Origin of the sequence: Enterobacter sp. NFIX59 (assembly GCF_900113755.1) — a bacterium.
In the GTDB taxonomy this organism is placed as follows: Bacteria; Pseudomonadota; Gammaproteobacteria; order Enterobacterales; family Enterobacteriaceae; genus Enterobacter; species Enterobacter pseudoroggenkampii.
This window is the reverse complement of record NZ_FOQN01000008.1, coordinates 112,948-136,186: the sequence shown is the minus strand read 5'-3', so window position 1 is coordinate 136,186 and position 23,239 is coordinate 112,948. Positions and strand designations below refer to the sequence as shown.

At 56.8% G+C, this 23,239-nt stretch carries 18 protein-coding genes and 1 rRNA gene; 15 read left to right on the top strand and 4 right to left on the bottom strand.

Annotated elements, in window-relative coordinates; genetic code table 11:
- Positions 1 to 11 precede the first annotated feature (11 nt).
- The 5 genes from rrf to aceK all read left to right on the top strand — a co-directional run bounded on the left by rrf (position 12) and on the right by aceK (position 6,222).
- Positions 12 to 127: ribosomal RNA gene (gene rrf, locus BM007_RS21000) — 5S ribosomal RNA — on the top strand.
- Between the two features lie 174 nt (positions 128 to 301).
- On the top strand, positions 302 to 1,231 hold the full coding sequence (gene metA / locus BM007_RS20995; protein WP_024906663.1) for a homoserine O-acetyltransferase MetA: 930 nt from the start codon (positions 302 to 304) through the stop codon (positions 1,229 to 1,231).
- A 270-nt stretch (positions 1,232 to 1,501) separates the two neighbouring features.
- Positions 1,502 to 3,103, top strand: coding sequence for a malate synthase A (aceB, locus tag BM007_RS20990; RefSeq protein ID WP_048990563.1), 1,602 nt, complete (start codon positions 1,502 to 1,504; stop codon positions 3,101 to 3,103).
- A gap of 31 nt (positions 3,104 to 3,134) precedes the next feature.
- Complete coding sequence (aceA, locus tag BM007_RS20985; protein ID WP_024906665.1) at positions 3,135 to 4,439, top strand: isocitrate lyase; 1,305 nt, start codon at positions 3,135 to 3,137, stop codon at positions 4,437 to 4,439.
- Positions 4,440 to 4,488: 49 nt separating this feature from the next.
- A complete protein-coding gene (aceK, locus tag BM007_RS20980; RefSeq protein WP_048990565.1) occupies positions 4,489 to 6,222 on the top strand; it encodes a bifunctional isocitrate dehydrogenase kinase/phosphatase in 1,734 nt (577 codons plus the stop codon).
- A 40-nt stretch (positions 6,223 to 6,262) separates the two neighbouring features.
- Here the strand turns inward: aceK and iclR are convergent, their stop codons facing one another.
- Entirely contained in the window at positions 6,263 to 7,090 is an 828-nt protein-coding gene (iclR, locus tag BM007_RS20975; RefSeq protein ID WP_139210932.1) for a glyoxylate bypass operon transcriptional repressor IclR, read from the bottom strand.
- A 193-nt stretch (positions 7,091 to 7,283) separates the two neighbouring features.
- On the opposite strand from iclR, the gene metH reads away from it, so the two are divergent.
- The 5 genes from metH (at position 7,284) to rluF (ending at position 14,348) form a co-directional block, all read left to right on the top strand.
- Complete coding sequence (gene metH, locus BM007_RS20970; protein ID WP_090420806.1) at positions 7,284 to 10,967, top strand: methionine synthase; 3,684 nt, start codon at positions 7,284 to 7,286, stop codon at positions 10,965 to 10,967.
- 116 nt (positions 10,968 to 11,083) lie between these two features.
- Entirely contained in the window at positions 11,084 to 12,715 is a 1,632-nt protein-coding gene (locus BM007_RS20965; RefSeq protein WP_024906669.1) for a Na/Pi cotransporter family protein, read from the top strand.
- A 95-nt stretch (positions 12,716 to 12,810) separates the two neighbouring features.
- Complete coding sequence (locus BM007_RS20960; RefSeq protein ID WP_048990569.1) at positions 12,811 to 13,104, top strand: type II toxin-antitoxin system CcdA family antitoxin; 294 nt, start codon at positions 12,811 to 12,813, stop codon at positions 13,102 to 13,104.
- Positions 13,104 to 13,421 (top strand): CcdB family protein, encoded by a 318-nt coding sequence (locus BM007_RS20955; protein ID WP_029740630.1) that lies wholly within the window; start codon positions 13,104 to 13,106, stop codon positions 13,419 to 13,421. The genes BM007_RS20960 and BM007_RS20955 overlap by 1 nt, the downstream gene beginning before the upstream one ends.
- Before the next feature lie 54 nt (positions 13,422 to 13,475).
- Positions 13,476 to 14,348, top strand: a complete 873-nt coding sequence (rluF, locus tag BM007_RS20950; RefSeq protein WP_048990571.1) for a 23S rRNA pseudouridine(2604) synthase RluF — start codon at positions 13,476 to 13,478, stop codon at positions 14,346 to 14,348.
- On the opposite strand, the gene BM007_RS20945 is transcribed toward rluF, so the two are convergent.
- From BM007_RS20945 to lysC, 3 genes are all read right to left on the bottom strand, one after another.
- Positions 14,349 to 14,621 (bottom strand): YjbD family protein, encoded by a 273-nt coding sequence (locus BM007_RS20945; protein WP_023309994.1) that lies wholly within the window; start codon positions 14,619 to 14,621, stop codon positions 14,349 to 14,351.
- A gap of 50 nt (positions 14,622 to 14,671) precedes the next feature.
- The gene (panS, locus tag BM007_RS20940) at positions 14,672 to 15,616 is read right to left on the bottom strand and encodes a ketopantoate/pantoate/pantothenate transporter PanS (protein WP_048990573.1); all 945 of its coding nucleotides are present in this window, start codon (positions 15,614 to 15,616) and stop codon (positions 14,672 to 14,674) included.
- A gap of 93 nt (positions 15,617 to 15,709) precedes the next feature.
- Complete coding sequence (gene lysC, locus BM007_RS20935) at positions 15,710 to 17,059, bottom strand: lysine-sensitive aspartokinase 3 (protein WP_023334126.1); 1,350 nt, start codon at positions 17,057 to 17,059, stop codon at positions 15,710 to 15,712.
- 374 nt (positions 17,060 to 17,433) lie between these two features.
- Here lysC and pgi point away from each other — a divergent pair, with 374 nt between their 5' ends.
- The 5 genes from pgi (at position 17,434) to BM007_RS20910 (ending at position 23,225) form a co-directional block, all read left to right on the top strand.
- Entirely contained in the window at positions 17,434 to 19,083 is a 1,650-nt protein-coding gene (pgi, locus tag BM007_RS20930; RefSeq protein WP_090420803.1) for a glucose-6-phosphate isomerase, read from the top strand.
- Between the two features lie 367 nt (positions 19,084 to 19,450).
- Positions 19,451 to 19,693, top strand: coding sequence for an exopolysaccharide production protein YjbE (gene yjbE, locus BM007_RS20925; RefSeq protein ID WP_008503423.1), 243 nt, complete (start codon positions 19,451 to 19,453; stop codon positions 19,691 to 19,693).
- Between the two features lie 63 nt (positions 19,694 to 19,756).
- Positions 19,757 to 20,395, top strand: a complete 639-nt coding sequence (locus BM007_RS20920) for a YjbF family lipoprotein (protein WP_024906676.1) — start codon at positions 19,757 to 19,759, stop codon at positions 20,393 to 20,395.
- A complete protein-coding gene (locus BM007_RS20915; protein ID WP_090420800.1) occupies positions 20,392 to 21,129 on the top strand; it encodes a capsule biosynthesis GfcC family protein in 738 nt (245 codons plus the stop codon). Before BM007_RS20920 ends, BM007_RS20915 begins: the two co-directional genes overlap by 4 nt.
- Complete coding sequence (locus BM007_RS20910) at positions 21,129 to 23,225, top strand: YjbH domain-containing protein (protein ID WP_024906678.1); 2,097 nt, start codon at positions 21,129 to 21,131, stop codon at positions 23,223 to 23,225. The genes BM007_RS20915 and BM007_RS20910 overlap by 1 nt, the downstream gene beginning before the upstream one ends.
- Positions 23,226 to 23,239 lie beyond the last annotated feature (14 nt).

Sequence of the window (23,239 nt, the reverse complement as noted above, 5' to 3'; positions counted from 1 at the left end):
AACAGAATTTGCCTGGCGGCTTTAGCGCGGTGGTCCCACCTGACCCCATGCCGAACTCAGAAGTGAAACGCCGTAGCGCCGATGGTAGTGTGGGGTCTCCCCATGTGAGAGTAGGGAACTGCCAGGCATCAATTAAGAAGAACCCCGTACCGTAAGGTGCGGGGTTTTTTGCTTTTGTCTTTCCCCCTCCTTGAAACTTTCTCACCTTCTGCTTGCAGACTCGACATTCAAACCATTTCTGGGTATCGTTAGCTATCTGGATGTCTAAACGTTTATACGTATGCTGTGAGGATATAAAGCTATGCCGATTCGGGTGCAGGACGAGCTACCAGCCGTCAATTTCTTGCGTGAAGAAAACGTCTTCGTCATGACGGCTTCGCGTGCGACAGGTCAGGAAATTCGCCCGCTGAAGGTGCTTATTCTCAATCTGATGCCCAAAAAGATCGAAACAGAAAACCAGTTCCTGCGTCTTCTGTCGAACTCCCCGCTGCAGGTCGATATTCAGCTGCTGCGAATCGACGCCCGTGAGTCACGTAACACGCCTTCTGAGCATCTGAACAACTTCTACTGCAACTTCGATGACATCCAGGGTGAAAACTTCGACGGACTGATTGTGACCGGCGCCCCGCTGGGTCTGGTTGAATTTAACGATGTCGCCTACTGGCCGCAGATCAAACAGGTTCTGGAGTGGGCAAAAGATCACGTCACGTCCACATTGTTTGTCTGTTGGGCAGTACAAGCCGCACTGAATATTCTCTATGGCATCCCCAAGCAAACCCGCACTGAAAAGCTCTCCGGCGTATACGAACACCATATTCTCCATCCACATGCGTTGCTGACGCGCGGGTTTGATGATTCTTTCCTGGCCCCGCATTCTCGCTACGCTGACTTCCCGGCCCAGCTGATTCGTGATTACACCGATCTGGAGATCCTGGCCGAAACGGAAGATGGGGACGCTTACCTGTTTGCCAGCAAAGATAAGCGCATTGCCTTTGTGACCGGGCATCCTGAGTACGATCCGCACACTCTCGCGTCAGAGTATTTCCGTGATGTCGAAGCGGGTCTTAATCCGGATGTGCCGTACAACTATTTCCCGAAAGACGATCCGCAAAACAAACCGAGAGCAACCTGGCGCAGCCACGGGAATTTGCTTTTTACTAACTGGCTCAACTATTACGTCTATCAGATAACGCCATACGATCTGCGTCACATGAATCCAACGCTGGAGTAATCGTCTGCACTAAACGATCCTAAAGCGTTTCAGCTATTCAAATCAGGCACCTTCGGGTGCCTTTTTTATTTCCGAAATACCCCTCATCATTCAGTCAAACTTTAATCTCAATAAAATCAAATAATTAATTGCAATTAAAAATTAAAATGGAAATTGTTTTTGATTTTGGAAAAAATAGAGATAGTCTTAATTCTGCTGAGCGAAAACTACCCAACGATCTTTCGTTCGCATCGGGAGCGTGATTTTGGATCTTTGATGAGGAGCAGAGTAATGACTCAACAGGCAACGACGGTCGATGAACTGGCCTTTACCCAGCCGTATGGCGAGCAAGAACAGCAAGTTTTGACGGCGGAAGCGGTAGAATTTCTGACTGAACTGGTGACTCGCTTTACGCCGCAGCGTAATAAGCTGCTGGCGGCACGCATTCATCAGCAGCAGGAAATTGACGATGGCAAGTTGCCTGGATTCATTTCGGAAACCGCTTCCATTCGTCGTGGCGAGTGGAAAATCCGCGGCATCCCTGAAGATTTACAGGATCGTCGCGTTGAGATCACCGGTCCGGTAGAGCGCAAAATGGTGATCAACGCCATGAACGCCAACGTTAAAGTCTTTATGGCCGATTTTGAAGACTCACTGGCGCCTGACTGGAACAAAGTTATCGACGGGCAGATCAACCTGCGCGACGCCGTGAACGGCACCATCAGCTATACCAATGAAGCCGGCAAAATTTACCAGCTCAAGCCGAACCCGGCGGTGCTGATCTGCCGCGTACGCGGGCTGCACCTGCCTGAAAAACATGTCACCTGGCGTGGGGAAGCCATTCCGGGCAGCTTGTTTGATTTTGCGCTCTATTTCTTCCACAACTACAAAGCCCTGCTGGCGAAGGGCAGCGGCCCGTATTTCTATCTGCCAAAAACGCAGGCCTGGCAGGAAGCGGCCTGGTGGAGCGAGGTCTTCAGCTATGCAGAAGATCGTTTCAACCTGCCGCGCGGCACCATCAAGGCCACGCTGCTGATTGAAACGCTGCCCGCCGTGTTCCAGATGAATGAAATTCTGCACGCCCTGAGAGACCACATTGTCGGCCTGAACTGCGGACGCTGGGACTATATTTTCAGCTACATCAAAACCCTGAAAAACTATCCCGATCGCGTGCTGCCGGATCGCCAGGTCGTGACCATGGATAAACCGTTCCTGAGCGCCTACTCGCGTCTGCTGATCAAAACCTGCCACAAGCGCGGTGCCTTTGCGATGGGCGGCATGGCGGCATTTATCCCGAGCAAAGACGCAGAACGCAACAATCAGGTGCTCAACAAGGTGAAGGCCGACAAAGAGCTTGAAGCCCGTAACGGTCACGACGGCACGTGGATTGCCCATCCCGGCCTGGCCGATACGGCGATGGAGGTTTTCAACCGCGTACTCGGTGACAATAAAAACCAGCTGTTTGTCACGCGCGAAGAGGATGCCCCAACGGCTGAAGAACAGCTGCTTGCTCCGTGTGCGGGCGAGCGGACGGAAGAGGGCATGCGTGCCAATATTCGCGTCGCCGTGCAATACATCGAAGCGTGGATCTCCGGCAACGGCTGCGTGCCGATCTACGGCCTGATGGAAGATGCCGCGACGGCGGAGATCTCACGTACCTCAATCTGGCAGTGGATCCACCATCAAAAAACGCTCAGCAACGGCAAGCCGGTGACCAAATCTCTGTTCCGCCAGATGCTGGCCGAAGAGATGCGGGTGATCCAGGACGAGCTGGGCGAACACCGCTTCAGTAGTGGGCGTTTTGACGACGCTGCGCGCCTGATGGAGCAAATCACCACATCAGATGACTTAATCGACTTCCTGACCCTGCCGGGCTACCGCTTCCTGGCGTAACTCACCACATAACAATATGGAGCATCTGCACATGAAAACCCGTACCCAACAAATCGAAGAGTTAAAGAAAGAGTGGACACAACCTCGCTGGGAAGGCATCCGCCGTCCTTACAGCGCGGAGGAAGTGGTGAAATTACGCGGCTCGGTCAATCCGGAATGCACGCTGGCGCAAAATGGCGCGGCGAAAATGTGGAAGCTGCTGCACGGTGGCTCTAAAAAAGGCTACATCAACAGCCTCGGCGCGCTGACCGGCGGTCAGGCGCTGCAGCAGGCGAAGGCCGGTATTGAGGCGATTTACCTCTCCGGCTGGCAGGTCGCGGCGGACGCCAACCTGGCCTCCAGCATGTACCCGGATCAGTCGCTCTATCCGGCTAACTCCGTGCCGTCGGTGGTGGATCGGATCAACAATACCTTCCGCCGTGCGGATCAGATCCAGTGGGCTGCCGGTATCGAACCTGGCGATCCGCGCTTTATTGACTACTTCCTGCCGATCGTCGCAGATGCGGAAGCGGGATTCGGCGGCGTGCTGAACGCCTTCGAGCTGATGAAATCGATGATTGAGGCCGGTGCAGCGGCCGTTCACTTCGAAGACCAGCTGGCGTCAGTGAAGAAATGCGGACACATGGGCGGTAAGGTGCTCGTTCCTACCCAGGAAGCCGTGCAGAAGCTGGTTGCCGCGCGTCTGGCTGCTGACGTGCTCGGCGTGCCGACGCTGGTGATTGCCCGTACCGATGCCGACGCGGCTGACCTGATCACCTCTGACTGCGACCCGTACGATAGCGAATTCATCACCGGCGAGCGTACCAGCGAAGGCTTCTACCGCACACATGCCGGCATTGAGCAGGCGATCAGCCGCGGTCTGGCGTACGCGCCTTATGCGGACCTGGTCTGGTGTGAAACCTCCACGCCGGATCTGGCGCTGGCAAAACGATTTGCCGACGCCATCCACGCGAAATACCCGGGCAAGCTGCTGGCCTACAACTGCTCGCCGTCCTTCAACTGGCAGAAAAAGCTGGATGACAAAACGATCGCCAGCTTCCAGCAGCAGCTGTCCGACATGGGCTACAAATACCAGTTCATTACTCTGGCAGGCATCCACAGCATGTGGTTTAACATGTTCGACCTGGCGCACGCCTACGCGCAGGGTGAGGGCATGAAGCACTACGTTGAGAAGGTGCAGCAGCCGGAGTTTGCCGCGGGTAAAGACGGCTACACCTTCGTGTCTCACCAGCAGGAGGTGGGAACCGGCTACTTTGATAATGTGACCACGATTATTCAGGGCGGCACCTCCTCCGTCACCGCCTTAACGGGTTCAACGGAAGAAGCACAGTTCTAATCTTTTCCCCCCTCTCCCCTCTGGGGAGAGGGTTGGGTAAGGGGAATATATGTCGCGTGGCCTGGAATTACTGATTGCCCAAACTATTTTGCAGGGCTTTGATGCCCAGTATGGTCGTTTTCTTGAAGTGACATCCGGCGCGCAGCAGCGCTTTGAACATGCAGACTGGCATGCGGTTCAGCAGGCCATGAAGCAGCGTATCCATCTCTATGATCACCACGTGGGTCTGGTGGTGGAGCAGCTGCGCTGTATTACCGACGGTAAAAGTCCCGACGCGGAATTTTTACTGCGCGTGAAGGAGCACTACACCCATTTGTTACCCGACTACCCTCGCTTCGAGATTGCGGAGAGCTTTTTCAACTCCGTCTATTGCCGGTTATTTGACCACCGCTCATTATCTCCTGAGCGGTTATTTATCTTCAGCTCCCAGCCCGAGCGGCGCTTTCGAACCATCCCACGTCCGCTGGCGAAAGATTTCTTTCCCGATCGCGGATGGGAAAAGCTCCTGCACCGCGTGCTAACGGATTTGCCGCTGCGCCTGCCCTGGGAGAATAAAACCCGGGATATCGGCTATATCTACGCCCATCTCAACGAAACCTTCGGCGCGGAGGTGCTCAGCCACAGCCATTTGCAGGTGGCCAACGAGCTTTTCTACCGCAATAAAGCCGCCTGGCTGGTGGGCAAACTGGTTACGCCAACCGCCATTGTGCCGTTTCTGCTGCCGATTCACCGTACCGACGACGGGGAACTGTTTGTCGATACCTGTCTGACCACCGGCGCCGAGGCCAGCATCGTGTTTGGTTTCGCCCGCTCCTATTTTATGGTCTATGCACCGTTACCTGCCGCACTGGTGGAGTGGCTGCGCGAGATCCTGCCGGGTAAAACCACCGCCGAGCTGTATATGGCCATTGGCTGCCAGAAGCACGCTAAAACGGAAAGCTACCGGGAATACCTGCGTTATGTCACTACCGCTGATGAGCAGTTTATCGAAGCGCCAGGCATTCGCGGTATGGTGATGCTGGTCTTTACGCTGCCGGGTTTCGACCGGGTCTTTAAGGTGATTAAGGACAGATTCGCCCCGCAGAAAGAGATGACCGCCGCGCACGTTCGCGCCTGCTACCAGCTGGTCAAAGAGCACGATCGCGTCGGGCGCATGGCGGATACCCAAGAGTTCGAAAATTTTGTGCTGGATAAACAGCAGATCGACCCGGCGCTCATGACGCTTTTGATGCAGGAAGCGCCCGCGAAAATCACCGATCTGGGTGACAAAATCGTGATTAGCCATCTCTACATTGAGCGCCGCATGGTGCCGCTGAATATCTGGCTTGAGCAGTCCGAAGGTCAGGCGCTGCGGGATGCCATTGAAGAATACGGCAACGCGATTCGCCAGCTCGCCGCCGCCAATATTTTCCCGGGCGACATGCTGTTTAAAAACTTCGGCGTCACCCGACACGGGCGGGTGGTGTTCTACGATTACGACGAGATTTGCTACATGACCGAAGTGAATTTCCGCGATATCCCACCGCCCCGCTACCCGGAAGATGAGCTTTCCAGCGAGCCGTGGTACAGCGTTTCGCCGGGCGATGTGTTTCCCGAAGAGTTTCGTCACTGGCTGTGTGCCGATCCGCGCATCGGACCGCTATTCGAAGAGATGCATGCCGATCTGTTTCGCGCCAGCTACTGGCGCGGACTTCAAACGCGGATCAAAAACGGGCACGTGGAAGATGTGTATGCATACCGCCGCAAGCAGCGGTTTTGCATCCGCTTTTCTCCCTCTCACTGAGGGAGAGGGCCGGGGTGAGGGCATCAGGTCACACTCAATTTTAACGAATCCCACCGTACGCCAGCGTCACCTCTTTCGCCGCCTTAATCACCAGCGCACCGAGCTCGGTCACGCGGTCGTCGGTCATGCGTGAAATCGGCCCGGAGATGGAGATGGCGGCAAACGGCTCGCGGTGTTCGTCGAAAATGCAGGCCGCGAGGCAGCGCAGGCCCAGGGCATGTTCTTCATCATCAAACGAATAGCCGCGCTTGCGGGTCAGGGCCAGATCTTCTTTCAGATGCACGGGCGACACCAGCGTGGCGTGGGTGTAGGCGTGCAGCCCTTTACGGTGCAGCAGCCCCGTTACCTGCTCCTCGCTCAGCTGCGAGAGAAATGCTTTCCCCGCCCCGGACGCGTGCATCGGCAGCTTGCCGCCAATCGGTGCGGACATGCGCATCAGCTGCGTGCACTGCACCTGGTCGATGATAATCGCCTGATGATCGCTCTGGTCCAGTACCGCCAGGTTTACCGTCTCGCCGGACTCCTCCATCAGCTTGCGCAGAATCGGGTGCACAATCGCCAGCAGGTTGCGGCTCTGCAGGAAGCTGCTGCCGACGATAAACGCGTGCGCGCCCACCGCCCAGTGCCCCAGCTCGCCCACCTGACGCACAAAGCCCAGCTGCTGCATGGTGGTCAGCAGACGGTGCGTTGTGGAGTTCGGCAGGCCAGCCTGCTGGGCCAGCTCCGTCAGGGCCACGCTGCTGTGCGACTCGGCTATCCACTCCAGCAGCTTCAGACCGCGCGTGAGCGATTGAACCTGTCCGCCCTGTTGTGCGGCGGCGGTGGCAGCAGGCTTTCTGCCGCGTTTGGCGGGAACGGTCGCGACCATGACGATCTCCTTTTTCTGTATCGTGGAAATCATTTTCGTTTTATTTGGTGGATTTGCAACCGTTATCCTGACTGATCGGAGGAGTGATGGTGAACATGTCTCATGTTACCCCTGAGTGGCTTTTCCACCCTGCGAGATTATGCCAGTATGGAACCCAGCCTTTTGGCCTTGTTGAGCGTTGTCGGGAGCAAGTGTGAGCAGCAAAGTAGAGCAACTGCGTGCGCAGTTAAATGAACGAATTCTGGTGCTGGACGGCGGCATGGGCACCATGATCCAGAGCTATCGTCTGAGTGAAGACGATTTCCGCGGCGAGCGCTTTGCCGACTGGCCATGCGACCTTAAAGGAAACAACGACCTGCTGGTGCTCAGCAAGCCGTCCGTGATTAAGGATATCCACAACGCCTACTTCGAAGCGGGTGCGGATATCGTTGAAACCAACACCTTCAACTCGACAACAATCGCCATGGCGGATTACCAGATGGAATCCCTGTCGGCGGAAATCAACCTGGAAGCCGCGAAGCTGGCGCGCGCCTGCGCCGACGAGTGGACGGCCCGCACGCCGGACAAGCCGCGCTTCGTTGCCGGGGTGCTTGGCCCGACGAACCGCACCGCGTCGATTTCACCGGACGTCAACGACCCGGCGTTTCGTAACATCACCTTTGACCAGCTGGTCGCCGCCTACCGCGAATCGACCAGAGCGCTGGTGGAAGGCGGCTCCGACCTGATCCTGATTGAAACCGTCTTCGACACCCTCAACGCCAAAGCCGCAATTTATGCGGTGAAAGAGGAGTTTGAGGCGCTGGGTGTTGACCTGCCGATCATGATTTCCGGCACCATCACCGATGCCTCTGGCCGTACCCTGTCTGGCCAGACAACCGAAGCGTTTTATAACTCCCTGCGCCACGCCGAAGCGCTCTCCTTTGGCCTTAACTGCGCGCTGGGGCCGGATGAACTGCGCCAGTACGTGCAGGAGCTGTCCCGTATCGCGGAATGCTACGTCACCGCCCACCCGAACGCCGGTCTGCCGAACGCGTTCGGTGAATACGATCTCGATGCCGACACCATGGCGGCGCAAATCCGCGAGTGGGCCGAGTCTGGCTTCCTGAACATTGTCGGCGGCTGTTGCGGCACCACGCCGGAGCACATCGCGGCCATGAGCAACGCCGTCGCCGGACTGCCGCCGCGCAGGCTGCCCGAGCTGCCGGTTGCCTGTCGCCTTTCCGGACTCGAGCCGTTGACCATCGGCGAAGACAGCCTGTTTGTGAACGTGGGTGAGCGTACGAACGTCACCGGTTCCGCGAAGTTTAAGCGCCTGATCAAAGAAGAGAAGTACAGCGAAGCGCTGGACGTCGCCCGCCAGCAGGTGGAAAGCGGCGCGCAGATTATCGATATCAACATGGATGAGGGGATGCTCGACGCCGAAGCGGCGATGGTGCGTTTCCTCAACCTGATCGCCGGTGAGCCGGACATCGCCCGCGTGCCGATCATGATTGACTCCTCCAAATGGGAAGTCATCGAAAAAGGGCTGAAGTGCATTCAGGGTAAAGGCATCGTCAACTCTATCTCTATGAAAGAGGGCGTTGATATCTTTATCCACCACGCGAAAATGGTCCGCCGCTACGGTGCCGCCGTGGTGGTCATGGCCTTTGACGAAGTGGGCCAGGCGGATACCCGCGAGCGCAAAATCGAGATTTGCCGCCGCGCGTACAAGATTTTGACCGAAGAGGTGGGCTTCCCGCCGGAAGACATCATCTTTGACCCGAACATCTTCGCCGTGGCGACCGGCATCGAAGAGCATAATAACTATGCCCAGGACTTTATCGGCGCGTGCGAGGACATCAAGCGCGAGCTGCCGCATGCGCTGATCTCCGGCGGCGTATCGAACGTGTCATTCTCATTCCGCGGTAACGACCCGGTGCGTGAAGCGATCCACGCCGTGTTCCTCTACTACGCCATCCGCAACGGCATGGACATGGGGATCGTTAACGCCGGACAGCTGGCGATTTACGACGACCTTCCTGCCGAGCTGCGCGATGCCGTCGAGGACGTGATCCTTAACCGCCGCGGCGACGCCACCGAGCGCATGCTGGACCTGGCGGAGAAATACCGCGGCAGCAAATCGGATGAGGCGGCAAACGTTCAGCAGGCCGAGTGGCGTTCCTGGGATGTGAAAAAGCGTCTGGAATACTCGCTGGTTAAAGGCATTACCGAATTTATCGAGCTCGACACCGAAGAGGCGCGCCAGCAGGCAGCCCGCCCGATTGAGGTCATTGAAGGCCCGCTGATGGACGGCATGAACGTGGTCGGCGATCTGTTTGGCGAAGGCAAAATGTTCCTGCCGCAGGTGGTGAAATCCGCCCGCGTGATGAAGCAGGCGGTGGCGTATCTTGAGCCCTACATCGAAGCCAGCAAAGAGAAAGGATCCAGCAACGGCAAGATGGTCATTGCCACCGTGAAGGGCGACGTGCACGACATCGGCAAGAACATCGTCGGCGTGGTGCTGCAGTGCAATAACTACGAAATTATCGACCTCGGCGTGATGGTCCCGGCGGATAAAATCCTCAAGACCGCGCGCGAAGTGAACGCCGACCTGATTGGCCTCTCCGGCCTGATTACGCCGTCGCTGGACGAGATGGTTAACGTGGCGAAGGAGATGGAGCGTCAGGGCTTCACCATTCCGCTGCTGATTGGCGGCGCGACCACCTCGAAAGCGCACACGGCGGTGAAAATCGAGCAGAACTACAGCGGGCCGACGGTGTACGTGCAGAACGCCTCGCGCACCGTGGGCGTGGTCTCCGCGCTGCTCTCTGACACCCAGCGCGACGAGTTTGTTGAGCGCACCCGCAAAGAGTACGAAACCGTCCGCATCCAGCACGGCCGTAAGAAGCCGCGCACCCCGCCTGTTTCACTCCAGGCGGCGCGCGACAACGATCTGGCCTTTGACTGGTCGAGCTATACGCCGCCGGTCGCGCATCGTCTGGGCGTTCAGGAGGTCAGCGCCAGCATCGAGACGCTGCGCAACTACATCGACTGGACGCCGTTCTTTATGACCTGGTCGCTGGCGGGTAAATATCCGCGCATCCTGGAGGATGAGGTGGTAGGCGAGGAGGCGAAGCGCCTGTTTAAAGATGCCAACGACATGCTCGACACGCTGAGCGCAGAGAAAACCCTCAACCCACGGGGCGTGGTGGGGCTGTTCCCGGCGAACCGCGTGGGTGACGACATTGAAATTTATCGCGATGAAACCCGCACCCACGTATTGGCAGTCAGCCGCCATCTGCGCCAGCAAACCGAGAAAGTGGGCTTTGCCAACTACTGCCTGGCCGATTTCGTCGCGCCTAAGTTAAGTGGTAAAGCCGACTATATTGGCGCCTTTGCGGTAACCGGCGGTCTGGAAGAAGATGCGCTGGCGGACGCGTTCGAAGCGCAGCACGATGATTACAATAAAATCATGGTGAAAGCGATTGCCGACCGTCTGGCGGAAGCCTTCGCAGAGTACCTCCACGAGCGCGTGCGTAAGGTGCACTGGGGCTACGCGGCGAACGAAAACCTCAGCAATGAGGATCTGATCCGCGAAAATTACCAGGGCATTCGCCCGGCACCGGGATACCCGGCCTGCCCGGAACACACCGAGAAAGGCACCATCTGGAAACTGCTGGACGTCGAAGCGCATACAGGTATGAAGCTCACCGAGTCGTTCGCCATGTGGCCGGGCGCGTCAGTCTCAGGCTGGTACTTCAGCCATCCGGACAGCAAGTACTTCGCCGTGGCGCAGCTGCAGCGGGATCAGATCGAAGATTACGCCTTGCGCAAAGGGATGAGCGTATCAGAAGTGGAGCGCTGGCTGGCCCCTAATCTCGGCTACGACGCCGACTAAAATCACTTTTCCTTACAACAAACAGGGCACCTCAATGGTGCCTTGTCTCTTTCTTACGCTTAAACCCTTATACTGAACCTATGGAAAACGAATAACGATAAGGAGGAAAACCTTCCGTGCTGACCCTGTTACATCTGCTCTCTGCAGTCGCACTGCTCGTATGGGGCACCCATATCGTCCGTACCGGCGTGATGCGCGTTTTTGGCGCGCGCTTACGTACTGTTCTCAGCAGCAGCGTTGAGAAGAAGCCGCTCGCCTTCTGCGCGGGTATTGGCGTAACGGCACTGGTTCAGAGCAGCAACGCCACGACCCTGCTTGTCACCTCCTTTGTGGCGCAGGATCTGGTGGCGCTGGCCCCGGCGCTGGTGATTGTGCTGGGGGCGGACGTGGGCACCGCGTTGATGGCGCGTGTTCTGACCTTCGATCTCTCCTGGCTGTCGCCGCTGCTGATTTTTCTCGGCGTGATCTTCTTCCTCGGCCGCAAACAGACCCGCGCCGGTCAGCTCGGGCGCGTAGGGATTGGCCTGGGGCTGATCCTGCTGGCGCTGGAGCTGATTGTGCAGGCGGTCACGCCTATTACCGAAGCCAACGGTGTTCAGGTCATCTTCGCCTCCCTGACCGGGGACATTATGCTGGATGCTCTGATTGGCGCGGTGTTTGCTATCGTCAGCTACTCCAGCCTGGCCGCCGTGCTGCTGACGGCCACACTCACCGCGGCCGGGGCGATCTCCTTCCCGGTCGCGCTGTGCCTGGTGATCGGTGCCAACCTCGGCTCGGGCCTGCTGGCGATGCTCAATAACAGCGCGGCCAACGCCGCCGCCCGCCGTGTGGCCCTCGGCAGCCTGCTGTTTAAGCTGGTGGGCAGCCTGATTATCCTGCCCTTTATCCACCCGCTGGCGAACCTGATGGACAACCTCCCGCTGCCGAAAGCGGAGCTGGTGATCTATTTCCACGTGTTCTACAACCTGGTGCGCTGCCTGGCGATGGTACCTTTTGCCGGGTCGATGGCCCGCTTCTGCGAACGCCTCATTCAGGACGAACCGGAGCTGGATGCGCGCCTGAAACCGAAGCACCTGGATACGTCCGCGCTGGATACCCCGGCGCTGGCGCTGGCGAATGCCGCGCGCGAGACGCTGCGCATGGGCGACGCGATGGAAACCATGCTCGAAGGTCTGCAAAAGGTGATGCACGGCGAGCCGCGTGAAGAGAAAGAGCTGCGCAGGTTAGCTGACGATATCAACGTGCTCTATACCGCCATCAAGCTTTACCTGGCGCGCATGCCGCAGGACGAGCTGGCGGAAGAGGAGTCCCGCCGCTGGGCGGAAATTATCGAGATGTCGCTTAACCTTGAGCAGGCTTCGGATATCGTTGAACGCATGGGCAGCGAGATCGCCGACAAATCCCTTGCCGCGCGTCGTGCGTTTTCAGGTGAAGGCCTGAAGGAGCTGGAAGCGCTGCACGAACAGCTTGTCAGCAACCTCAAGCTGGCGATGTCGGTATTCTTCTCCAGCGATGTGCCGAGCGCGCGCCGCCTGCGCCGCAACAAGCATCGTTTCCGTATTCTGAACCGCCGCTACTCGCACGCCCACGTTGAGCGTCTGCACCAGCAGAACGTGCAGAGTATCGAAACCAGCTCACTCCACCTGGGACTGCTGGGCGATATGAAGCGTCTCAACTCGTTGTTCTGCGCGGTGGCGTACAGCGTGATGGAACAGCCGGATGAAGACGACGAGCGGGATGAGTATTAATCTCTGAAAGCGCCTCGCAAAACCTTGTTGCGAGGCGTGACACCTTATCAAGCGCCATTTACCCTTCAGACCTTACGTTTTTTAGGGAATAGGAAATGGTCGTTTATTACGCTACACTTCGCCAATTCATGCGCATTCCGATGGGGGTTTTCATGCGCACTACTCATGGCATTAAAAAATCAGTCAACGTGTCGTTAGCACCTGAAATCCTTGAAGAGGCGCGACGGCTTAAACTTAATCTCTCTGCCGTGCTCACGGCTGCACTGCAGGAGCAGTTTCGTGCGCATCAGCGTGCAGAGTGGTTAGCAGAAAATAAAGCTTCTATCGAGGCCATTAACCAATGGGTTGATGAAAACGGCTCCTTTAGTGACTTTCAGAGGTCGTTCTGATGGAGCAATATTTTGCTTATGAGAATGAAGGTAAGGGGAAAACTGCCTATCCCTGGCTAATCAATATGCAGCATCCCGTGGCTAATGTGATGAAGCATGTTCTGGTCGCCCCCGCAGTTGAACTTAGCCATCTGGGAGGCATTCAGCCACCTGCGAAAGTGTGCCCTGTCGTTGAGATAGCGGGTAAACCCTGTGTGGTAATGATGCACATGATGGCAGGCATATCGCCAAAAGAGTTAGGCGAGCGTGTCGCCGATCTTACGCAAAACCGTGCTTCATTGCGGGATGCACTCGATTTTTTGATCAACGGTTACTAACACTTTTTTGTCAGCCGCAAGGTAAGGTATATTTCGCCCTTCACAGGAGAAACTATGCTGCCAACTCAATCAACCCGATTAAACAAATACATTAGCGAGAGCGGGATCTGCTCACGTCGCGAGGCTGACCGTTACATTGAACAAGGTAACGTGTTTCTTAACGGCAAACGCGCCACCATCGGCGATCAGGTGGTGCCTGGCGATGTGGTTAAAGTGAATGGTCAGGTCATCGAACCGCGTGATGCTGAAGACCTGGTGTTTATCGCGTTGAACAAACCGGTTGGGATTGTCAGCACCACGGAAGACGGTGAGCGGGACAACATCGTTGATTTCGTGAACCACAGCAGCCGTATCTTCCCGATTGGCCGTCTGGATAAAGACTCTCAGGGGCTGATTTTCCTCACCAACCACGGCGATCTGGTCAACAAGATCCTGCGTGCCGGTAACGATCACGAGAAAGAGTACATTGTGACGGTAAATAAGCCGGTCACGGACGACTTTATTCGCGGTATGGGCGCCGGTGTGCCGATCCTCGGTACCGTTACGAAAAAGTGTAAGGTGAAGAAAGAAGCGCCGTTCGCGTTCCGTATTACCCTGGTGCAGGGCTTAAACCGCCAGATCCGCCGCATGTGCGAACATTTCGGTTATGAAGTGACGAAGCTTGAGCGCACGCGCATCATGAACGTCAGCCTGTCCGGCATTCCGCTGGGCGAATGGCGCGACTTAACGGATGACGAACTGATCGAGCTGTTCAAGCTTATCGAGAATTCCTCGTCCGAAGCGAAGCCGAAGGCCAAAGCCAAACCGAAAACCCAGGCGATTAAGCGTCCGGTGGTGAAGGCGCCGCAGGCGGAAGAGAAAGGGCGCGGCAAGCCGGGTAACGGAAAACGCTTTACCCAGCCGGGGCGCAAAAAGAAAGGGCGCTGATTAGCGCCTTCCACGGGTAGACGTTGTGGCCGACCAGGAAAAGGTCGCCTCTGCATCCGGTTTATAAGCCTGCTCTTTTTTCAGCTTGCGGGCTTTTTTCGCCGCGGCGTCACGCTGCGCCATCAGCTTATCGATGTACTCTTTTTTCACCTGATTGGTTTCGGCGTTCGTCAGCGTGCGGCCATGTGCGATACGGGCGCGGTCGAGAAGCGTTTTCAGTTCGCGCTGCTCGGCTTCGGTCATGTCTTTCTGGGTCAAACGTGGTGTAGCCATTGCTGAAGCCTCCTGAGAGAGAGGCTTCAGTGTAAAGCAAGCAGCGTAAATTAACCCTGCTTCACCGCATCTTTTTTTGTTTGTTCATCAATCGGTTTGCCGGACCAGTAGCCCGCCAGCAGCGAGCCGGAGAGGTTGTGCCAGACGGAGAACAGCGCGCCAGGCAGGGCCGCCAGCGGGGAGAAGTAAATTTTACCAAGCGCCGCCGCCAGGCCGGAGTTCTGCATCCCTACCTCAATAGCCAGCGTGCGGCAGGTCGATTCGTCGAAGCCAAACAGTTTCCCGCCCCAGTAGCCGCCCAGCAGACCAATGGTGTTATGCAGCACCACCGCGACGATCACCACAAAGCCTACGGAAGCAATGTGCGAGGCGGAGCCCGCCACCACGGCGCTGATGATGGCCAGAATACAGACCATCGAAAATGCGGGCAGGTATGGCTCAACGGCCTTCACCACGCGCGGGAAAAGATGGTGAATGACCAGCCCCAGCGCAATCGGGATCACCACGATTTGCAGAATGCTCAGCAGCATGCCCATCACGTCCACCTGAATATGCGCATCCACGTACAGGCGGGTTAACAGCGGCGTGGCAATCACGCCCACCAGCGTAGAGACGGACGAGATAGTGACGGAGAGCGCCACGTCACCTTTCGCCAGATAGATCATGACGTTGGACGCCGTGCCGCTGGCCACGCTGCCCACCAGCACCATCCCGGCGGAAAGGTCGGGCGGCATCTTAAAGGCCATCGCCAGCAGCCACGCCGCGAGCGGCATCACCAGGTAGTGCAGAAATATTCCTGCCGCGACGGGCGCAGGGCGAGACAGCACGCGTTTGAAGTCGTCGACTTTCAGATGCACGCCCATACCGAACATGATCAGCATCAGCAACGTGGTGACCCACGGACCAATACCGGTGAACGTGGTGGGCGTGTAATACGCGAGTACGGAGAGCAGCAGCGCCCATAACGGGAACAGCCGCGTAATAGCGGATAACATAGTGGATTCCTTGCAGTATTGTCGTGTTGTTTAGTTATAAAAAAGCCGGGTCTGTGCCCGGCTTATAGGTATTGTTTATCGTGCTAACGAATTTTATTCAAACAAATTCTGATGAAGTTTCTGCACGACCTGCTCGGCCTGATCGGCAGGCACCAGGAAGCAGAGGTTATAGCTGGACGCGCCGTAGCAGATCATGCGGATGCTGAACGGGTCGAGCACGCCAAACACCTCTTTGCCCACGCCGCAGGCGCGCGACAGCTTGTTGCCAATGATGGCAACCAGCGCCAGGTCTTCTTCTACTTCCACGCGGCACAGCTCGGACAGCTCAATCAGCAGCGACTGCGTCAGCAGGGTGTCGCCGGTTGAGGTAGAACCGGTGGTGTCCAGCGTCAGCGCAATGCTCACTTCAGAGGTGGTGATCAGATCCACGGAGATGTTGTGGCGTGCCAGAATGCCAAACACTTCCGCCAGGAAACCGCGGGAGTGCAGCATATTGTGGCTGTGCAGGGTGACCAGCGTCTGGCGACGGCGCAGGGCCAGGGCGCGGAACAGCGGTGGGTTTTCCGTTTTCTTGCAGACCAGCGTCCCGCCCGCTTTCGGATCTTTACTGGAGCCGACGAAGACCGGAATATCGCTACGTACGGCTGGCAAAAGGGTTGCCGGATGCAGAACTTTCGCACCGAAGGTGGCCATTTCCGCCGCTTCTTCAAAGGCGATAACGTCAATACGTTTCGCCGCAGAAACGACGCGCGGATCGGTGGTGTAAATGCCCGGAACGTCAGTCCAGATATCCACGCGCGTGGCATGCAGGGCTTCGCCCAGCAGCGCGGCGGTGTAGTCGCTGCCGCCACGGCCAAGCGTGGTGGTGCGGCCTTTCGCTTCGCTGCCGATAAAGCCCTGGGTGATCACGATACCGTCTGCCAGACGCGGGGCCAGCTGCTGATTGGTCAGTTCGGCCAGTGCTTCAACGTCCGGCTCGGCACGGCCAAAGCGGTCGCTGGTACGCATCACTTTACGCACGTCAAACCACTGCGCCTGAATGTTACGCTCGCGCATGATCTCAACAAACAGCAGGGTGGACATCAGCTCGCCGTGGCTAACCAGCTCGTCGGTCAGGGCGGTGGAGGTGGCCAGCGAAGCGGCTTCTGCCAGGGTGGTGATGTTTTCCAGCAGACGTTCCACTTCCTCGCGGATCACGTTCGGGTTCTGCAAACGCTCAAGAATGTCGAACTGAATTTTGCGCAGTGCATCCAGCTTCACGAAACGTTCTGTCGCTTCCAGTCCTTCAGACAGAGAAACCAGCAGGTTCGTCACGCCGGCAGATGCAGACAGCACCACCAGGCGGGTATTCGGATCGGCCAGCACCACATCGGCGCTGCGGTTCATGGCATCGTAATCGGCCACACTGGTGCCGCCAAATTTGGCGACCACAAAACTCGTCATAACAACCTCGTGTCAGGGAATGAATAAGCGACCTTGGCACAAGAGTGAAACGAAAACAGGTGCAGGCGCAAAATACGGCCCTATAAATAAAATGCGGGGGAGGTCCTGTCAATGCTGGGATTATGCGGATTTTTTATGGGGGGGTACCCCTGAGAAACAGGACTTATAACAGAGCCAGATTTTATGCTCCGTTTTAGGACATTTTGACCGACATTTCGCCGCCCCGGGGGGGCGTTTCAGCAGCTATACTTTTCGGGTCTTTTCACCTGCGTTTGATGCAGGCCAGGGCAATGGCATAAAAACCATCACAATTTTTATTTGCAGGCGCTACAATCGACCGCAGTCACAATTCTCAAATCAGAAGAGTATTGCTAATGAAAAACATCAACCCAACGCAGACCGCTGCCTGGCAGGCACTCCAGAAACATTTTGATGAAATGAAAGACGTCACCATCGCGGATCTGTTCGCGAAAGATGCCGATCGTTTCAACAAGTTCTCCGCGACCTTCGACGATCTGATGCTGGTGGATTTCTCCAAAAACCGCATTACCGAAGAGACGCTGGCTAAACTGCAGGATCTGGCGAAAGAGACTGAGCTGGCCGACGCCATCAAATCCATGTTCTCCGGTGAGAAGATCAACCGCACCGAAGACCGTGCCGTATTGCACGTGGCCCTGCGTAACCGTAGCAATACGCCAATCATCGTTGACGGCAAAGACGTCATGCCGGAAGTGAACGCGGTGCTGGAAAAGATGAAAACCTTCTCCGAAGCGATCATCTCCGGCAACTGGAAAGGCTACACCGGCAAAGCGATCACCGACGTGGTAAACATCGGTATCGGCGGTTCTGACCTCGGTCCGTTCATGGTGACCGAAGCGCTGCGTCCGTACAAAAACCACCTCAATATGCACTTTGTGTCTAACGTCGATGGTACCCACATCGCCGAAGTGCTGAAGAACGTGAACCCGGAAACTACCCTGTTCCTGGTTGCGTCTAAAACCTTTACCACCCAGGAAACCATGACCAACGCCCACAGCGCGCGCGACTGGTTCCTGAAAACGGCTGGCGATAACAAGCACGTGGCGAAACACTTCGCGGCGCTGTCTACCAACGGTAAAGCCGTCAGCGAGTTCGGCATTGACACCGCGAACATGTTCGAGTTCTGGGACTGGGTTGGCGGACGCTACTCCCTGTGGTCTGCGATTGGTCTGTCCATCATCCTGTCCGTAGGCTTCGACAACTTCGTTGAGCTGCTCTCCGGCGCGCACGCGATGGATAAACACTTCTCCACTACCGCACCAGAGAAAAACCTGCCGGTGCTGCTGGCGCTGATCGGTATCTGGTACAACAACTTCTTCGGGGCTGAAACCGAAGCGATCCTGCCGTACGACCAGTATATGCACCGCTTTGCGGCCTACTTCCAGCAGGGCAACATGGAATCCAACGGTAAATACGTTGACCGTAACGGCAACGCAGTGGACTACCAGACTGGCCCAATCATCTGGGGCGAGCCGGGCACCAACGGTCAGCATGCCTTCTACCAGCTGATTCACCAGGGCACCAAAATGGTACCGTGCGATTTCATCGCGCCGGCTATTACCCATAACCCGCTGTCCGACCACCATCCGAAGCTGCTGTCTAACTTCTTCGCGCAGACCGAAGCGCTGGCGTTCGGTAAATCCCGCGAGGTGGTTGAGCAGGAATACCGTGACCAGGGTAAAGACCCGGCCACGCTGGACCACGTGGTGCCGTTCAAGGTGTTCGAAGGCAACCGTCCAACCAACTCCATCCTGCTGCGCGAAATCACGCCGTTCAGCCTGGGTGCGCTGATTGCCCTGTACGAGCACAAAATCTTCACGCAGGGCGCGATCCTGAACATCTTCACCTTTGACCAGTGGGGCGTTGAGCTGGGCAAACAGCTGGCAAACCGTATTCTGCCAGAGCTGGGTGACGATAAAGCAGTTGCCAGCCATGACAGCTCAACAAATGGTTTGATCAACCGTTATAAAGCATGGCGGGCGTAATTAAAACGTCATGAAAACGTGCCGGCGAAATGCCGGCATTTTTTTATCGGATAATTCCTGATGTCTGTTAGTTAACTCAAATTCTGGATCTGAGTTTAATCCGAAAAAGACGGTTAACCCGCTAATTGCTGCGGTTTATTTTAAGAAAATACGCAGTAGCCAATTAATATATTTATATTATAACTTATTGATTTTTATAAATTATATATTTGTGCCATTTGTCTTTCATTTCCATTTTAACCATTAGTCCGAAAACCCTCTCCCTATTTCCCCTTACGGCAAACCCACGGCAGTAGTTGTGTATACTCGATTCCGCCTGAAATTCTTTTCGGGCAAATCTCCATTCATTCATTGAAGGGAAATTGTTATGAAGAAAGTACTGTATGGCATTTTTGCCATATCTGCGCTTGCGGCGACATCTGTCTATGCAGCTCCGGTTCAGGTCGGGGAAGCGGCAGGGTCGGCTGCGACGTCTGCGTCTGCGGGAAGTTCTACCGCAGCCAGCGCCAGCACCGTAAGTTCAGCCGTGGGTGTCGCGCTGGCGGCAACCGGTGGCGGTGATGGCTCCAACACCGGAACCACGACCACCACGACAACCAGCACCCAGTAATAGCGGGTGTTTTAATCATAACCACACTTCGGTGTGGTTATTTCGCCCCTTCGGAGAAGAGTCGTGAAGCGACCTGCAATCATTCTGATTTGCCTGCTGCTGCAGGCGTGCTCGGCCACCACTAAAGGGCTGGGAAACTCACTGTGGGAAAGCCTGTTCGGCACACCGGGCGTGCATCTGACCGATGACGAACTTCAGAACATGCCCTATGCCAGTCAGTACATGCAGCTTAACGATGGCCCGCAACTGTTTGTGGTGCTCGCTTTCGATGAAAACGGGCAGCAGAAATGGGTGACGCAGGATCAGGCTACCATCGTGACGCAGCATGGCCGTATCGTGAAAACCCTGCTGGGCGGCGATAACCTGCTGGAGGTGAATAATATCGCCGACGACCCGCTGATCAAGCCGAACCAGATCGCCGACGGCGCAGGCTGGACGCGCACGATGGGCTGGACCGAACACAAGCAGGTGCGTTACGCCACGGCACGCTCGACCTTCCGCTGGGACGGCACGGACAGCGTGAAAGTCGGCAGCGACGAAACGCAGGTTCGCGTGCTGGATGAAGAGGTCACCACCGACCAGGCCACCTGGCACAACCGCTTCTGGATCGACGAGGAAGGGCAGATCCGTCAGTCCTTACAGTATCTCGGTGCCGGATTCTTCCCGGTCAAAACCACCCTGATCAAGGCGGCGAAATCATGAAAACGCTCATTCACGTTGCGCTTATCGCCAGTTTTGCCGCGCCGCTGGCATGGTCCGCCGGGACGGTAAAGGTCTACACGCCGGACAGTGAAAAACCCAAAACCTTAACCCACGCCGAGCATCTGCTCGATCTCGTCGGACAGCCAAGGCTTGCCAACAGCTGGTGGCCGGGCGCGGTCATCGCTGAACGGCAGAAGACCGCTGAAGCGGAACAACAGCACAAGGCGCTCCTTGCGAGGCTGACGGGACTCGCGGAGCAGGAAGATGGCGACGACGCGGCGGCCATTAACAGCGTCCGTCAGCAGCTGCAGGCGCTGAAGGTGACGGGCCGACAGAACGTCAATCTTGATCCGGATGACGTGCGCGTCACGGAAAACGGCAACCCGACCCTGGAAGGGGACTATACGCTCTGGCTGCCAGCGAAGCCGACGACGGTGACCGTGATGGGGCTTATCAGCAGCCCGGGTAATAAGCCCTTTACGCCCGGTCGTGACGTGGCGAGCTACCTCGACGAGCAGAGCATGCTGAGCGGCGCGGATAACAGCTACGCCTGGGTGGTTTACCCTGACGGCCACACGCAAAAAGCTCCCGTCGCTTACTGGAATAAACGGCATATCGAACCCATGCCGGGCAGCATTATTTTTGTCGGTTTTGCCGACCATTTCTGGACGAAGGCGTATGACGGGCTTAACGCCGATATCCTTCACTCCCTGATTCAGCGGATACCGGAATAATGAAAAGAACTTATCTCTACAGCATGCTGGCGCTCTGCGTGAGTGCCGCCTGCCATGCAGAAACGTATCCGGCACCCATTGGCCCGTCTCAGTCAGACTTCGGCGGCGTCGGTTTACTGCAAACGCCCACCGCGCGTATGGCGCGCGAAGGGGAAATTAGCCTTAACTACCGTGATAACGACCAGTATCGCTACTACTCGGCGTCGGTGCAGCTGTTCCCGTGGCTTGAAACCACGCTGCGCTATACCGACGTGCGGACGAAACAATACAGCAGCGTCGAGGCGTTCTCAGGCGATCAGACCTACAAAGATAAAGCCTTCGACGTCAAGCTGCGCCTGTGGGAAGAGAGCTACTGGATGCCGCAGGTCTCTGTGGGTGCCAAAGATATCGGCGGTACCGGTCTGTTTGATGCGGAATACATCGTGGCCAGCAAGGCCTGGGGGCCGTTCGACTTCTCACTCGGTATGGGATGGGGTTATCTGGGCACCAGCGGCAACGTGAAAAACCCGTTTTGCTCCTACAGCGATAAATACTGCTACCGCGATAACAGCTATCAGAAAGCGGGCTCCATCAACGGGGACCAGATGTTCCACGGCCCGGCGTCGCTGTTTGGCGGTGTAGAGTATCAAACACCCTGGCAGCCATTACGCCTGAAGCTGGAGTACGAGGGGAATGACTACTCGCAGGACTTCGCCGGGAAGATTGAGCAGAAGAGCAAGTTTAACGTCGGCGCCATTTATCGCGTCACCGACTGGGCCGACGTTAACCTCAGCTACGAGCGCGGCAATACGGTGATGTTTGGCTTCACGCTGCGCACCAACTTTAACGACATGCGGCCGCACTACAATGATAACGCGCGGCCTGCATACCAGCCGGAGCCGCAGGATGCGATTCTGCAGCACTCCGTGGTGGCAAACCAGCTGACGCTGCTGAAATACAATGCCGGTCTGGCGGATCCGAAAATTCAGGTGAAAGGCGATACGCTGTACGTCACCGGCGAGCAGGTGAAATACCGCGACTCGCGCGAAGGGATCGAACGCGCCAACCGGATCGTTATGAACGATCTCCCGGACGGGATCCGCACGATCCGCGTGACGGAGAATCGTCTCAACCTGCCGCAGGTGACGACGGAAACGGACGTTGCCAGCCTTAAGCGCCACCTGGAAGGCGAACCGCTCGGGCATGAAACCGAGCTGGTGCAAAAACGCGTAGAGCCGATCGTGCCGGAGACCACCGAGCAGGGCTGGTATATCGACAAGTCGCGCTTCGATTTCCATATCGATCCGGTGCTGAACCAGTCCGTCGGCGGGCCGGAAAACTTCTACATGTATCAGCTGGGCGTCATGGCGACGGCGGATCTGTGGCTTACCGACCACCTGCTGACCACCGGCAGCCTGTTCGGCAACATCGCTAACAACTACGACAAGTTCAACTATACCAACCCGCCAAAAGACTCACAGCTGCCGCGCGTGCGTACCCGCGTGCGTGAGTACGTGCAGAACGATGCCTACGTGAATAACCTGCAGGCCAACTATTTCCAGTACTTCGGCAACGGCTTCTACGGCCAGGTGTACGGCGGGTATCTGGAAACCATGTACGGCGGCGCGGGGGCGGAAGTGCTTTATCGTCCTGTCGACAGCAACTGGGCGTTCGGGGTTGATGCCAACTACGTCAAGCAGCGTGACTGGCGCAGCGCCCAGGACATGATGAAGTTCACCGACTACAGCGTCAAAACCGGTCACCTGACCGCCTACTGGACGCCGTCGTTCGCACCTGACGTGCTGGTGAAAGCCAGCGTCGGCCAGTACCTGGCGGGCGATAAGGGCGGCACGCTGGACATCTCCAAACACTTCGACAGCGGCGTCGTGGTGGGCGGCTACGCCACCATCACCAACGTCTCGCCGGACGAATATGGGGAAGGGGACTTCACCAAAGGGGTTTACGTGTCGATTCCGCTGGATCTGTTCTCGTCAGGCCCAACCCGCAGCCGTGCGGCCATCGGCTGGACACCGCTGACGCGCGACGGTGGTCAGCAGCTTGGACGTAAGTTCCAGCTGTACGACATGACCAGCGACAAGAACATTAACTTCCGCTGATGCTTCACGCCGGG